13 protein-coding genes and 1 tRNA gene are annotated in these 12,499 nt (G+C 73.4%); 11 read left to right on the top strand and 3 right to left on the bottom strand.

Annotated elements, in window-relative coordinates:
• Positions 1 to 82: 82 nt before the first annotated feature.
• The 3 genes from ACZ51I_RS19160 to ACZ51I_RS19150 all read right to left on the bottom strand — a co-directional run bounded on the left by ACZ51I_RS19160 (position 83) and on the right by ACZ51I_RS19150 (position 2,871).
• A complete protein-coding gene (locus ACZ51I_RS19160) occupies positions 83 to 1,060 on the bottom strand; it encodes a DUF5926 family protein (protein WP_468877123.1) in 978 nt (325 codons plus the stop codon).
• Between the two features lie 281 nt (positions 1,061 to 1,341).
• Positions 1,342 to 1,944 (bottom strand): ATP-binding protein, encoded by a 603-nt coding sequence (locus tag ACZ51I_RS19155; protein WP_468877121.1) that lies wholly within the window; start codon positions 1,942 to 1,944, stop codon positions 1,342 to 1,344.
• A 105-nt stretch (positions 1,945 to 2,049) separates the two neighbouring features.
• On the bottom strand, positions 2,050 to 2,871 hold the full coding sequence (locus ACZ51I_RS19150) for a glycerophosphodiester phosphodiesterase (protein ID WP_468877119.1): 822 nt from the start codon (positions 2,869 to 2,871) through the stop codon (positions 2,050 to 2,052).
• A gap of 209 nt (positions 2,872 to 3,080) precedes the next feature.
• Between ACZ51I_RS19150 and ACZ51I_RS19145 the strand changes: the two genes are divergently transcribed.
• The 11 genes from ACZ51I_RS19145 (at position 3,081) to ACZ51I_RS19095 (ending at position 12,474) form a co-directional block, all read left to right on the top strand.
• On the top strand, positions 3,081 to 4,538 hold the full coding sequence (locus tag ACZ51I_RS19145) for a S1C family serine protease (protein WP_468877116.1): 1,458 nt from the start codon (positions 3,081 to 3,083) through the stop codon (positions 4,536 to 4,538).
• A 73-nt stretch (positions 4,539 to 4,611) separates the two neighbouring features.
• A tRNA-Ser gene (locus tag ACZ51I_RS19140) sits at positions 4,612 to 4,696 on the top strand.
• 163 nt (positions 4,697 to 4,859) lie between these two features.
• Positions 4,860 to 5,051 carry an antitoxin gene (locus tag ACZ51I_RS19135; RefSeq protein WP_468877113.1) on the top strand — a complete coding sequence of 64 codons (192 nt, stop codon included), beginning with the start codon at positions 4,860 to 4,862 and terminating at the stop codon, positions 5,049 to 5,051.
• A 120-nt stretch (positions 5,052 to 5,171) separates the two neighbouring features.
• Positions 5,172 to 5,693 (top strand): O-acetyl-ADP-ribose deacetylase, encoded by a 522-nt coding sequence (locus ACZ51I_RS19130; protein ID WP_468877111.1) that lies wholly within the window; start codon positions 5,172 to 5,174, stop codon positions 5,691 to 5,693.
• 130 nt (positions 5,694 to 5,823) lie between these two features.
• Entirely contained in the window at positions 5,824 to 6,990 is a 1,167-nt protein-coding gene (locus ACZ51I_RS19125; protein ID WP_468877108.1) for an acyl-CoA dehydrogenase family protein, read from the top strand.
• Complete coding sequence (locus tag ACZ51I_RS19120; protein WP_468877105.1) at positions 6,987 to 7,916, top strand: bifunctional MaoC family dehydratase N-terminal/OB-fold nucleic acid binding domain-containing protein; 930 nt, start codon at positions 6,987 to 6,989, stop codon at positions 7,914 to 7,916. Before ACZ51I_RS19125 ends, ACZ51I_RS19120 begins: the two co-directional genes overlap by 4 nt.
• A 1-nt stretch (position 7,917) precedes the next feature.
• Positions 7,918 to 8,964 carry an acyl-CoA dehydrogenase family protein gene (locus ACZ51I_RS19115; RefSeq protein WP_468877102.1) on the top strand — a complete coding sequence of 349 codons (1,047 nt, stop codon included), beginning with the start codon at positions 7,918 to 7,920 and terminating at the stop codon, positions 8,962 to 8,964.
• Positions 8,961 to 9,344, top strand: a complete 384-nt coding sequence (locus tag ACZ51I_RS19110) for a MaoC family dehydratase (protein ID WP_468877100.1) — start codon at positions 8,961 to 8,963, stop codon at positions 9,342 to 9,344. Before ACZ51I_RS19115 ends, ACZ51I_RS19110 begins: the two co-directional genes overlap by 4 nt.
• A complete protein-coding gene (locus tag ACZ51I_RS19105) occupies positions 9,341 to 10,507 on the top strand; it encodes a lipid-transfer protein (RefSeq protein ID WP_468877098.1) in 1,167 nt (388 codons plus the stop codon). Before ACZ51I_RS19110 ends, ACZ51I_RS19105 begins: the two co-directional genes overlap by 4 nt.
• 52 nt (positions 10,508 to 10,559) lie before the next feature.
• A complete protein-coding gene (locus ACZ51I_RS19100) occupies positions 10,560 to 11,672 on the top strand; it encodes a DUF1906 domain-containing protein (protein ID WP_468877096.1) in 1,113 nt (370 codons plus the stop codon).
• Positions 11,673 to 11,928: 256 nt separating this feature from the next.
• Positions 11,929 to 12,474 carry a SigE family RNA polymerase sigma factor gene (locus tag ACZ51I_RS19095; RefSeq protein WP_392159553.1) on the top strand — a complete coding sequence of 182 codons (546 nt, stop codon included), beginning with the start codon at positions 11,929 to 11,931 and terminating at the stop codon, positions 12,472 to 12,474.
• The last annotated feature ends 25 nt before the right edge of the window (positions 12,475 to 12,499 follow it).

Genomic DNA, 12,499 nt, shown 5'->3' with positions numbered 1-12,499 from the left:
GGGATTTATCCGCCCGCCGACTCGTCTTGTGGTGGAAGTCACCGACCGGTCGGTCTGTCAGTCACCGATACCACCTGGGGTATCAGCTGAGAGTCACCTGGCGGTTGGTGAGGCCGCCACGGGCCCGGCGCTCCTCGGCCGTCAGCGGGGCGTCGGAGGCGAGCGCCGCGGCCAGCCGCTCGGCGAACTCGGCCGCCGGCTTCTCGCACTCCTCGGCCGTCATGGACGTCGGCAGGTCCCACACCGGCACCATCAGACCGTGGGCCCGGAAGGAGCCGACGAGCCGGGTGTCCGCGCCGAGCGAGGTGCCCTCGCCGGCCTGGAGGCGGGCGAGCGCGTCGAGGAGCTTCTCCTCCGGGTGCGGCATGACCCAGCGCAGGTGGTTCTTGTCCGGGGTCTCGCACCAGTACGCGGAGTCGACGCCCGTCAGCTTGACGGTCGGGATCGCGGCCGCGTTGGCACGCTCCAGGGAGGCCGCGACCTCCGGGTCCGCGCCGTCCGTGGACTGCGGGATCCAGAACTCGAAGCCCGAGTGGACCTCCGGCACGAACGGGGCGTCCGCGTCGAGCAGCTCCTGGAGGCGCGGGCCCTCGGCGGGCACGCGACGGGCGGGGACCGGGGTGCCCGGCTCGACCTCCAGGGCGCGCTGGAGGGTGTCGGCGAGATCGCGGGCCAGGTCGCCGGAGGTGGAGTCGTTCTGCAGGGCGAGCAGGACGGAGCCGTCGTCGCGGCGGAGCGCGGGCCACGCCATCGGCAGTACGGTCGCCAGGGTCACGGACGGCACGCCTTCGGGCAGCCCGCCCTTCAGGGTGAGCGGCACGGTGGCGGCCGGCACCAGCTCGCGCAGCGCGACCCAGTCGCACTCGCCGGGCAGGCCCTCGAAGGGGCGCTGGACGAGCTCGGTCACGGCGTGCGCGGCGGCGCGGCCGTGACACGCCTTGTAGCGGCGGCCCGAACCGCACGGGCACGGCTCGCGCGCGCCGACGACCGGGATCTCCCCGCTCGTGACCTGTGCCTGGCCGGCCTTGCCGGCCTTCGTCTGGGGGCGCTTCTTGGCCATGGTGTGGCTTTCTCCCGATCGCGGCTGTGCGGTGTGCGGTGCTGTATCGGCCGCGAGCCTAGCCGCCCCGCCCGCCGACGCCGTTCAGGCGGGGCGGGGCCCCGGCCCGGGTCGCAGCGCCGGCGGGACTCCCAGCCCTAGTCCGCGGCCCTACGCCAGACCCCAGGCTCGGCCCCCACGTCAGGCTTCTGCCCCGGCCCCACGCCAGGTCCCGGCCCAGCTTGACGCCGGGCTCCAGCCTCACGCCAGGCTCAGCCCCATGCGAGGCCCCGGCTCAGGCCTCAGTCGAGATCCTCGTACGCGTCCAGGAACTCGAAGCCCGAGCCGCCGCCGACGCGCGCCGCGAAGTCCTCGCGACGGTGTCCCTCGGTGACCACCACCCAGACGGTGACCTCACCGGTCGCGCTGTCCCGTACGCCCCAGTCCTGGGCCAGGGCTCCGATGATGTTCAGCCCACGGCCGCCCCGTGCGGTGACCGAGGGCGTCGATGGGACGGGCCGGGTAGGACCACCGCCGTCCGTCACCTCGACCCGCAGGCCGCCCGCCGGGTCGACCCGCCAGGCCGCCCGCACATCGCCTTCGCCCCGCTCCGCGTGACCCAGCGGCCTGCCGTACCGGCACGCATTGCTGAGCAGCTCGGAAAGGATCAGTACCGCGTCGTCGACGACCGATTCGGCCAACCCGCTGCGGTACAGCTCGTCCCGCATCCGGTGTCGCGCCTCACCCACGCCCGCAGGGCCATGGGGTACGGCCATGCTCGACGACGTGGGCACCTCCTGTGCCACCACCAACGCCACCCCCGAGACCTCCTTTGCCCCACGCCACGGTGTGGATGCCCCAATGGCCTGGACCGGAAACCGGCCAATCCACGTGGGATGAGGCACTCGTGACGATCGCGTACGCACGGAACGCGCCGGTGCACGCCCTGGGAGGGCTCTTCTCCCCTGTGACGGAAAGGAATTGGGGGGACGGGAGAGGTGTCTGGGCGCTCAGCCGCGGCCCAGCTGGGCGAGTACCTGCTTCGGCCGGTTGGTGATGATCGCGTCCACGCCCAGGCGTTCGCAGAGCTCGACGTCCTCGGCCTCGTCCACGGTCCAGACGTGCACCTGGTGCCCGGCCTTCTGGAGCCGGAGGATCACGGCGGGGTGGTGGCGGACGATCCGGATCGACGGACCGGCGATGCGCACGCCCGTAGGGAGGCGCCCGTCGCGCAGCCGGGGCGAGACGAACTGGGCGAGCGAGACGGTGGGCAGCGTCGGCGACGCGGCGGCGATCCGGTACAGCGAACGGGCCGAGAAGCTCATGACGCGTACGGGGGAGTCGTCGGGGGACGCGGGCGCGTCCAGGCCGAAACGCTTGAGGAGCTCGAGCAGCCTCTCCTCGACCTGGCCGCGCCAGCGGGTGGGGTGCTTGGTCTCGATGGCCAGTTCGACCCGGCGCCCGGCGTCGGAGACCAGCTCGAGGAGGCGCTCCAGGGTGAGGACGGAGGTGGACCCGGGCTCTCCCCAGTCGGGGATCTCGCCGGACTCGTCCCGGCCCTTCCAGGTGCCGAAGTCGAGTGCGGCGAGATCGGCGAGTTCGAGCGCGGACACGGCGCCACGGCCGTTCGAGGTGCGGTCGACGCGACGGTCGTGGACGCAGACGAGATGGCCGTCGGCGGTGAGCCGGACGTCGCACTCGAGGGCGTCGGCGCCGTCCTCGATGGCCTTCACATAGGCGGCCAGGGTGTGTTCCGGTGCGTCCTGGGATGCTCCACGGTGGGCGACGACCTGGAGGGGTACGCGGTTCTGGTGCTGCCGTGCGTGAGTCACGGCGTCATGGTGCCATTGGCGGGGCGGCGCGGGCACCCCGGAAGGCGTCCGTTCTGTCCGTATATAAAGGATGAGGTGCGAACGCACAGCTCCGCCTTACCGCGGCCTGACGCCCGGTGGGAAAAGCTGGTGCAGCACTCTGGAACCCATAGGTACCCGATGGAACCCATAGGTACCCGATCCCGCGCAGTCAACGAGGAGAGCGAGCTGTGAGCACCGAGAACGAGGGCACGCCGGTTCCGGCGGACCCGGCTGCCCCCTCCGCCCCTCCGACGCCTCCCGTTCCCCCGACGCCGATGGACCGGCCCGCCGGGGAGACGGCCCCGCAGGCGGTCCCGCGGACGGACGAGCCGACGACGGTCCGGCCCGCGGTTCCGGCCGCGGAGGCGCCGCAGCCGACCCCGGCCCAGCACCCCACGCCGACGCCCGCGCACACGCCGGCGCCCGTGGCCGCCGCGCCCGCCGGTGGCTGGCCGCCGCCCCCGCCGACCGTCCCGGCCTGGGGCGCCCCGCACGCGCCCGTACCGCCCGCCCCCGGCGCGCCGCGCAGGCGGACGGGAGGCCTCGTGGCGGCCGTCCTCGTCGCCGCGCTCGTGGCGGGCGGCATCGGTGGCGGCATCGGTTACTGGGCGGCCGAGCGCGGCGACAACGGCACCGGCTCGACCACGGTCTCCTCCGGCGACGCCCCGGCCTCCTTCAAGCGCGAACCGGGGACGGTCGCGGCGGTCGCGGCGAAGGCCCTGCCGAGCGTGGTGACGATCCAGGCGAAGTCCGGCGGCCAGGAGGGCGAGGGCGGGACGGGCACGGGCTTCGTCTACGACCAGGAGGGCCACATCGTCACCAACAACCACGTGGTGGCGTCGGCGGCGGACGGGGGCACGCTGTCCGTGTCGTTCTCGGACGGCAAGACGTACGACGCGGAGGTCGTCGGCCGGGCAGAGGGGTACGACGTGGCGGTCCTGAAGCTGAAGGACGCCCCGAAGGGGCTGAAGCCGCTGGCGCTCGGGGACTCCGACAAGGTGGCGGTCGGCGACTCGACGATCGCTATCGGCGCCCCCTTCGGTCTGTCGAACACGGTGACGACGGGCATCGTCAGCGCCAAGAACCGCCCGGTCGCCTCGGGCGACGGCTCCGGCGGCAGCAACTCGTACATGAGCGCGCTGCAGACGGACGCCTCGATCAACCCGGGCAACTCCGGCGGCCCGCTGCTCGACGCGAGCGGCGCGGTGATCGGCATCAACTCGGCGATCCAGTCGACCAGCGGCGGCTTCGGCCAGTCCCAGGCGGGATCGATCGGCCTCGGCTTCGCGATCCCGGTCAACCAGGCGAAGAACGTGGCGCAGCAGCTGATCAAGACGGGCAAGCCGGTGTACCCGGTGATCGGCGCGACCGTGAACATGAACGACAAGGGCCAGGGCGCGACGATCGCCTCCCAGGGCTCCGGCGGGACGGCCTCGGTCACGCCCGACGGCCCGGCGGCGAAGGCGGGCCTGAAGGCCGGCGACGTGATCACGGGCTTCGGCGACCACCCGATCGACAGCGGCCCGACCTTGATCAGCGAGATCTGGACCCACAAGCCGGGCGACTCGGTGGAGATCACCTACGAGCGCGACGGCAAGACCGCCACGGCCACCGTCACCCTCGGCGAACGCACCGGCGACAGCTGACCCGGCCCATCGCCGCCCCACCCTCGCAGCCGGTACGCTGTAGCCCGCTCCACCCCAGGTGGGCCGGGGCGAGGGTGGGTTGCCCGAGCGGCCTAAGGGAACGGTCTTGAAAACCGTCGTGGCGCGAGTCACCGTGGGTTCAAATCCCACACCCACCGCAGCGGATGAGAGCCTCCGACCAGCATGATCGGTCGGAGGCTCTCCCGTTTCGGTCTGTTCGTGAACCGGCGCCCATGCTGCCTCCTCTGAACTGCTCCGGATGCGGTTTCGGGGATGCGCCGTGATGCTGGAGGGGCTGGAACAGCTGCTAGGAGGGCCAGTATGTCTGTGTTCGACAAGCTCAAGGGGATGCTGAAGGGCCACGAGGACCAGGCGTCCAAGGGCATCGACAAGGCGGGCGACAAGGTCGACGAGAGGACGCAGAGCAAGTACGCGAGCCACGTCGACACCGCCCAGGAGAGGCTCAAGCGGCAGATGGGCGGCCAGGGACAGGACGGCCCCCCGCCGCAGTAGCGGCGTAGACGTCGGAGAGGGGTGCCCCGGGTCGTCCCGGGGCACCCCTCCCTTCTTTCGGCCGGTCGGTTCGGATGATCTGATGGGCCGAGACGGACGGTCGGAGAAAGGGCTCTTCTCGTGGTGCGCATCGTGCTTGTCCAGGGAGACATCACCGCCGAGGCGGCGGACGCGATCGTCAACGCCGCGAACTCCTCGCTCCTCGGCGGCGGCGGGGTCGACGGCGCCATCCACCGGAAGGGCGGCCCGGAGATCCTCGCCGCCTGTCAGGACCTTCGTCGCTCCCAGTACGGCAAGGGCCTGCCGACCGGGCGGGCCGTGGCGACCATGGCGGGGCGCCTGCCGGCCAGGCACGTGATCCACACCGTCGGACCGGTCTGGTCGCGGGACGAGGACCGCTCGGAGCTCCTGGCCTCCTGCTACCGCGAAGCACTGCGGGTGGCCGACGAGTCGGGGGACCGCACGGTCGCCTTCCCGGCCATCTCCACCGGGATCTACGGCTGGCCGATGGCGGACGGCGCCCGGATCGCCGTGGAGACGGTACGGGCGGCCCGTACCGATGTCGAGGAGGTCCGCTTCGTCCTCTTCGACGCGGCGGCGTACGAGGCCTTCGAGGCGGCCGTGGCGGACGACGCCTCGTAACGGACTTCGGTACCGGCGCGCGGGCGTTCGCGCTCGCCCGTGGGACCTCCCCGGTGTCGACGACCTTGACAGGGACGCAGAATCTGACGGACAGTCAGAAATCTCAGTCGTCCCACGGGAGGTCGTCGCCGTGCACCTCGCCCCGACCGAGCGGCAGCTGCGGCTGCGCGCCGAACTCCGCGCGTACTTCCGGGACGTGATGCCCGACGGCCCACCGCGCGCCACCGACGCCGCCGCCCAGCGCCGGCTGCTCCGCCGGATCGGTGCCGACGGACTGCTCGGTCTCGGCTGGCCGGAGGAGTACGGAGGGCAGGGGCGCGGCCCCGACGAGCAGTTCGTCTTCTTCGACGAGGCGTACCGTGCGGGCGCCCCCGTCTCGATGGTCACCCTCAACACCGTCGGCCCCACCCTCATGGCGTACGGCACCGAGGAGCAGAAGGCCTTCTTCCTGCCCCGGATCCTGCGCGGCGAGTGCGTCTTCGCCATCGGGTACAGCGAGCCCGAGGCCGGCACGGACCTCGCCTCCCTGCGGACCCGGGCCGTACGGGACGGGGACTCCTGGCGGATCGACGGACAGAAGGTCTTCACCTCCAACGCCCAGAACGCCGACTGGATCTGGCTCGCCTGCCGCACCGATCCCGACGCGCAGCCGCACCGCGGCATCTCCATCGTCCTCGTCCCCACCGACTCCCCCGGCTTCTCCTGGACCCCGATCGAGACGGTGGGCGGACTGACGACGACCGCCACCTACTACGACGGGATACGCGTCCCCGCAGGCAACCTCGTCGGGCCCGAGCACGGCGGCTGGGGCCTCATCACCAGCCAGCTCAACCACGAGCGGGTCGCGCTGGCCGCGATCGGCATGCAGGCCGAGGACTTCTTCGCGGCCGTCCTCGACCGGGCGCGTACACCCGAACCGGGGACGGGGAGGCGTCGCATCGACGAGCCGTGGATGCGGATCCGGGCCGCCGAGGCGCACGCCCGGCTGGCCGCGACACGCTTGCTGAACTGGCGTCTGGTGGGCGACGTGGGGGCCGGCCGGCTTGCCCCGGGGGACGCGAGCGGCGTCAAGTTCACGGGAACCGAATCGGCGGTCGAGGTGTATCGCATATGCCAGGAGATCGCGGGTGGGCCGGGGACGGTGCGAGCGGGATCGCCGGGGGAGTTCGACGGCGGTGAGCTGGAACGCATGAACCGGGCCGCCCAGATCAACACCTTCGGGGGAGGCGTGAGCGAGGTGCAACGCGAGATCGTCGCGAGGATGCGGCTCGGCATGCAGGGGAGGGCCCGGCGATGAGCGGTACGGAGCGGTCCGCGGCGGGGGGCCCGGACGTGCTGTACGAACAGCTCGTGGCCTACGAGGGGCGGCCCGCCGCCACCGGCGGAACCGGCAAGGACCCGGTCAACCTGCCCATGATCAGGCACTGGTGCGAGGCGATGGGGGACGCCCACCCCGCCTACCGGGGGCCGGACGCCGTCGCGCCCCCGACCATGCTCCAGGCGTGGACGATGGGCGGCCTCTCCGGGCACCCGGACCGCTCGTCGGCGTACGAGGAGCTGTTCGCCCTCCTCGACGGCGCCGGGTACACCTCGGTCGTCGCGACGGACTGCGAGCAGGAGTACCTGCGGCCGCTCCGCCCGGGTGACGAGATCGGCTTCGACACCGTCATCGAGTCCGTGTCGGAGCGCAAGACCACCAAGCTCGGCACCGGGCACTTCGTGACGACGCGGACGGACGTCCGGGCGGGCGGTGAACTCGCGGGCACGCACCGCTTCCGCATCCTCAAGTACGCGCCGGCCGCGCGCCCCGCGAAACCCGGGCCCCGCCGCCCCCGGCCCGTCGTCAACCGGGACAACGCCGGATTCTGGGAGGGAGTGGCCGCGCACCGGCTGCTGATCCAGCGCTGCGGCGCCTGCGCGGCCCTGCGCTTCCCCTGGCTGCCGGGGTGCGCCGACTGCGGCTCGCGCGAGTGGGACACGGTCGAGGCGAGCGGCTCCGGGACGGTCTTCTCGTACGTGGTGGCGCACCACCCGTCCTTCGAGGCCTTCGACCCCCCGTACGCGGTCGGGCTGATCGAGCTCGCCGAGGGCGTGCGGATGATCAGCAACGTGGTGGGGGTGCCGTACGACAAGGTGCGGATCGGGATGCCCGTGCGGCTGGAGTTCCTGCGGGTCGACGAGGAGCTGGAGCTTCCCGTCTTCCGCGCGGGAGGGGGGAGCTGACGTGGACTTCACCCCCACCGAGGAGCAGGAGGCCGCCCGGGACCTGGCCGGGCGGATCTTCGCCGACCTCGCCACCCACGAGCGGCTCCGGGCCGCCGGGACCGGGACGGACGGCGAGCTCTGGAAGGCGCTCTGCGCGGCCGGGCTGCCGGGCGCCGTCGAGGAGACCGGCCTGCTCGGGCTCGTCCTCCTCCTGGAGGAGCAGGGACGCCGGACGGCGCAGGTGCCGTTCGCCGCGAGCTGTGTGTACGGGATCCTCGCCGTCGCCCGGCACGGTACAGAGAAGCAGCGCGCCGGGCTCCTGCCCGGCCTCCGCGACGGTACGAAAGTGGTGACGGGCGCGTTCCCGGCGCCGGGAACGGTCACCTCGCGCGCCGGGGGAGCCGGTGGGCGGCTCAGCGGGGTCGTGGAGTGGGTGCCGTGGCTGAGGGACGCCACCCATGTGCTCGTGCCGGACGAGGACCTCGCGCTGTGGCTGGTCCGCACTGAGGACGCGGCCGCCGTCGAGGCCGTCGAGCTCACGGCGCCCTGGGCCGCCGCACGGCTGGTACTCGACGGAGCGCCGGGCGAACGGCTCGGGGAGGGTGACACGAGCCCCTACGACGACGTGCTCGCCGCCGCGCGGATCGCCTTCGCCGGGCTCCAGGCGGGGGTGTGCGCCGGGTCCCTCGCGAGGGCCGTGGAGCACACGTCCGTACGGGAGCAGTTCGGGAGGCCGCTCTCGACCCGCCAGGCGGTGCAACTGCGGGCCGCCGACGCCCACATGGACACCGAGGCCATCAGGGTCACGGCCTACGAGGCCGCCTGGCGCTTCGACGAGGGCCTCGACGCCGCCGAGGCGGCCCTGACCACCGCCTGGTGGGCCTCCGAGGCGGGAAAACGGGTCGTGCACGCCGGGCAGCACCTGCACGGCGGCATGGGCGCGGACCTCGACCACCCCGTCCACCGGCACTTCCTGTGGGGCCGTCAGCTCGACGCCTACCTGGGCTGCGGCACCGCACTCCTCGCCGAACTCGGCGACCTGCTCGCGAAGGGAGACCTGTCATGAAGGCCGGTGACGCGCTGCCGCCGCTGCGGATCCCGATCACCCGCACCCTGATCGTCGCCGGGGCCGTCGCCTCCCGCGACTACCAGGACGTGCACCACGACGCCGAGCTGGCGCGCGAGAAGGGCTCCCCGGACATCTTCATGAACATCCTCACGACCAACGGGCTCGTCGGCCGGTACGTCACCGACCACTTCGGCCCCCGGGCCGTCCTCCGCAGGGTCGCCATCCGGCTCGGCGCCCCCAACCATCCCGGGGACACCATGGTCCTGACCGGGAAGGTCACCGGGGTGGACGGGGACACGGCGAGCGTCCGGGTCGTCGGAGTAAACGGGCTCGGGCACCACGTCACCGGGACGGTCACCGTGGAGGTGGCGCCATGAGCCTCCGCGACCGGGACACGCTCGGCGGGCGGGCGGCCGTCGTGGGCATCGGGGCGACCGAGTTCTCCAAGGACTCGGGCCGCAGCGAACTCTCCCTCGCCGTCGAAGCCGTGCGCGCGGCCCTCGACGACGCCGGGCTGGCCCCCGCCGACGTCGACGGCCTGGTCACCTTCACCATGGACACCAACCCCGAGATCACCGTCGCCCAGGCGTCCGGCATCGGCGAGCTGTCGTTCTTCTCCCGCGTGCACTACGGGGGCGGCGCCGCCTGCGCCACCGTGCAACAGGCCGCGCTCGCCGTCGCCGCCGGGGTCGCCGAGGTCGTCGTCTGCTACCGGGCCTTCAACGAGCGCTCGGGGCGCCGCTTCGGCGCGGGCGTCAAGGAACGCGAGCCCTCCGCCGAGGGCGTCGCGCTCGGCTGGCAGCTGCCCTTCGGGCTGCTCACCCCGGCTTCCTGGGTCGCCATGGCAGCCCAGCGCTACCTGCACGCCCACGGGCTGACCCCGGACGCCTTCGGCCACGTCGCCGTCACCGACCGGCGCCACGCGGCCCGCAACCCCGCCGCGTACTTCCACGGCAGGCCGATCACCCTCGCCGACCACGCCGCCTCCCGCTGGATCGTGGAGCCGCTCCGCCTCCTGGACTGCTGCCAGGAGACCGACGGCGGGCAGGCGATCGTCGTCACCTCCGTCGAGCGCGCCCGTGACCTCCCCCGCCCGCCCGCCGTGATCCTGGCGGCGGCCCAGGGCGCCGGCCGGAAGCAGGAGGCCATGACCAGCTTCTACCGGGACGATCTGACCGGCCTTCCGGAGATGGGCGTGGTGGCCCGTCAGCTCTGGCGGACGTCGGGGCTCGCGCCCGCCGACATCGACGTGGGCATCCTCTACGACCACTTCACCCCGTTCGTCCTCATGCAGCTGGAGGAGTTCGGCTTCTGCGGGCCCGGTGAGGCGGCCGACTTCGTCGCGGCGGACGCGCTGCCGCTGAACACCCACGGCGGGCAGCTCGGCGAGGCCTACCTCCACGGCATGAACGGCATAGCGGAGGCGGTGCGGCAGATCCGGGGCACCTCGGTGAACCAGGTACCCGGCGCGACCCGGACCTTGGTCACGGCGGGCACCGGGGTTCCCACGTCCGGGTTGATCCTGGGCACGGACGGCTGAGGCGACGGCCCCAGCGGTGGCCGGGCGGGGCGGGCGGTTCTTCACTCGCGGCATGAGCACTCGTACGCCGCCCTCCTCCGAAGCCGCCCCCGCACCCGTCCGGGCCCGCCCCCGGTCCGCGCCGCCTCCCGGTGCGCGGGCCGTGGTCGCCGCCGTGATGGTGGCGCTGGCCGCGACCGCCCTCCTCAACACCCCGCCCCTCCCCACCACCGGTCCCGACCGGTCCACCACGCCGACCTCCGCCACGGGGGCCGGCGCCGGAGCCGCCGCCACGGGAGCCTCCACCACCGGGACCGGCCCTGGCCCCGGAGCCGCCGCGATCGGGGCCGGCGCGCCTGGACCCCCTGCCCCCGGCGCCCCCGCCCTCGGCGCACCCGGCGCCCCCGCCCTCTCCGCGCCCGTGACCTTCGCCGGGAAGGCCTTCGACACGTGTGTGGCGCCGTCCCTCACTGTGATGAAGGCCTGGCGGGCGTCACCGTACGGGGCCGTCGGGATCTACTTCGGCGGCCGGGGGCGCGGCTGCCCCGTGCAGAAGGAGCTCACCCCCGCCTGGGTCGCCTCCGCCCACGCCATGGGCTGGCGACTGCTGCCCCTCTTCGTCGGCTCCCAGGCGCCGTGCGTGGACTCCCTCGCCAAGCGCCGTTTCGCCATCGGCAGCGCCCCCGTGACCCAGGGCACCAAGGAGGGCGGCGACGCGGTGAAGGCCGCGCGTGCCCTCGGGATCGGCACGAGCAGCCCGCTCTACCTCGACATCGAGGCCTACCGGCGGGGTGACGCGAGCTGCGCCGCGACCACCCTCTCCTTCGTCCGCGCCTGGAACCGGGAGGTGCGGCGGCTCGGCTACCTCCCGGGCTTCTACAGCAGCGCCGACACGGGGGTGCGGGACATGGAGGCGCAGCGGAAGGCGGGGACGAAGGACCTGCCGGACGTGATGTGGTTCGCGCGCTGGCGGGGGCAGCCGGCGCTGCTCACCGAGTCGGTGCTGCACCCGCAGGCCTGGACGCCGCACGCCCGGCTCCACCAGTACGCGGGCAACGTCACCGAGACGTACGGCGGGCGCACCCTCGCGATCGACCGGAACGCGATGGACGCGCCCGTCGCCCGCGTGACCCCCTCCACCCGGTTCCCGGTCCCCCTGTCGTTCGCCGAACCCTCCGGCCCCTGAGGAGCCCGCTCCTGCCCGTCGGCCCCGAGCCCCACCGCTGCCCGCCGCCCCCGAGCCCGGGGCGTCCGCAAGCCCCCGCAGCCCTCCGGCCCCGAGCCGGGGCACGGCGCTCCGGCCCCCGGCGACCCTGAGCCGGTGGCCCGGGGTCTCCACCCAGAGGAGGTGGAGGCATCCCCACCCCTACAACCTGAGGCGGACGGCGGTTCGGGACCTGGGGCCGATCCGCCGGGGGCCCGTGCCCTCCTAGCGTGGAGCCATGACTCCGCCACCCTCTGGCCCCGTCTGCGCCGGTGCCTCGCAGTACGCGTCGTACCCGACCTTCACCTCGTACGTGCGGGCGCGCGGACCCGTGCTCCTGCGCACCGCGCGCTCCCTCACCGCCAACCCCTCGGACGCGGAGGACCTCCTCCAGACCGCGCTGGCCAAGACCTTCATGGCCTGGGAGCGCATCGAGGACCACCGGGCCCTGGACGGCTACGTCCGTCGCGCGCTGCTGAACACGCGTACCTCGCAGTGGCGCAAGCGCAAGGTCGACGAGTTCGCCTGCGAGGAGCTGCCCGAGCCCGCAGGTCTCCCGGAGCCGGACCCGGCCGAGCGGCAGGTGCTGCACGACGCCATGTGGCGGGCGGTCCTCAAGCTGCCGGAGCGGCAGCGTCAGATGGTGGTGCTGCGGTACTACGAGGACCTCAGCGAGGCCCAGACGGCCGAGGTGCTCGGGGTCTCGGTCGGGACGGTGAAGAGCGCGGTGTCCCGGGCGCTCGGCAAGCTCCGCGAGGACCCGGAGCTGACCCCCGTACGGTAGGAATCAGGGCCCACCCGGCCGCTTC

Source organism: Streptomyces sp. NPDC034084 (assembly GCF_055575535.1).
Note: the sequence above shows the minus strand (reverse complement) of the source record. Positions and strands in the feature narration are given on the sequence as shown.

Bases quoted from the DNA above. Each gene is read 5' to 3' on its own strand.
- ACZ51I_RS19120 (WP_468877105.1), top strand. From the start codon at position 6,987: ATGAGCGGTACGGAGCGGTCCGCGGCGGGGGGCCCGGACGTGCTGTAC.
- ACZ51I_RS19095 (WP_392159553.1), top strand. From the start codon at position 11,929: ATGACTCCGCCACCCTCTGGCCCCGTCTGCGCCGGTGCCTCGCAGTAC.
- ACZ51I_RS19105 (WP_468877098.1), top strand. From the start codon at position 9,341: ATGAGCCTCCGCGACCGGGACACGCTCGGCGGGCGGGCGGCCGTCGTG.
- ACZ51I_RS19110 (WP_468877100.1), top strand. From the start codon at position 8,961: ATGAAGGCCGGTGACGCGCTGCCGCCGCTGCGGATCCCGATCACCCGC.
- ACZ51I_RS19100 (WP_468877096.1), top strand. From the start codon at position 10,560: ATGAGCACTCGTACGCCGCCCTCCTCCGAAGCCGCCCCCGCACCCGTC.
- ACZ51I_RS19160 (WP_468877123.1), bottom strand. From the start codon at position 1,060: ATGGCCAAGAAGCGCCCCCAGACGAAGGCCGGCAAGGCCGGCCAGGCA.
- ACZ51I_RS19135 (WP_468877113.1), top strand. From the start codon at position 4,860: ATGTCTGTGTTCGACAAGCTCAAGGGGATGCTGAAGGGCCACGAGGAC.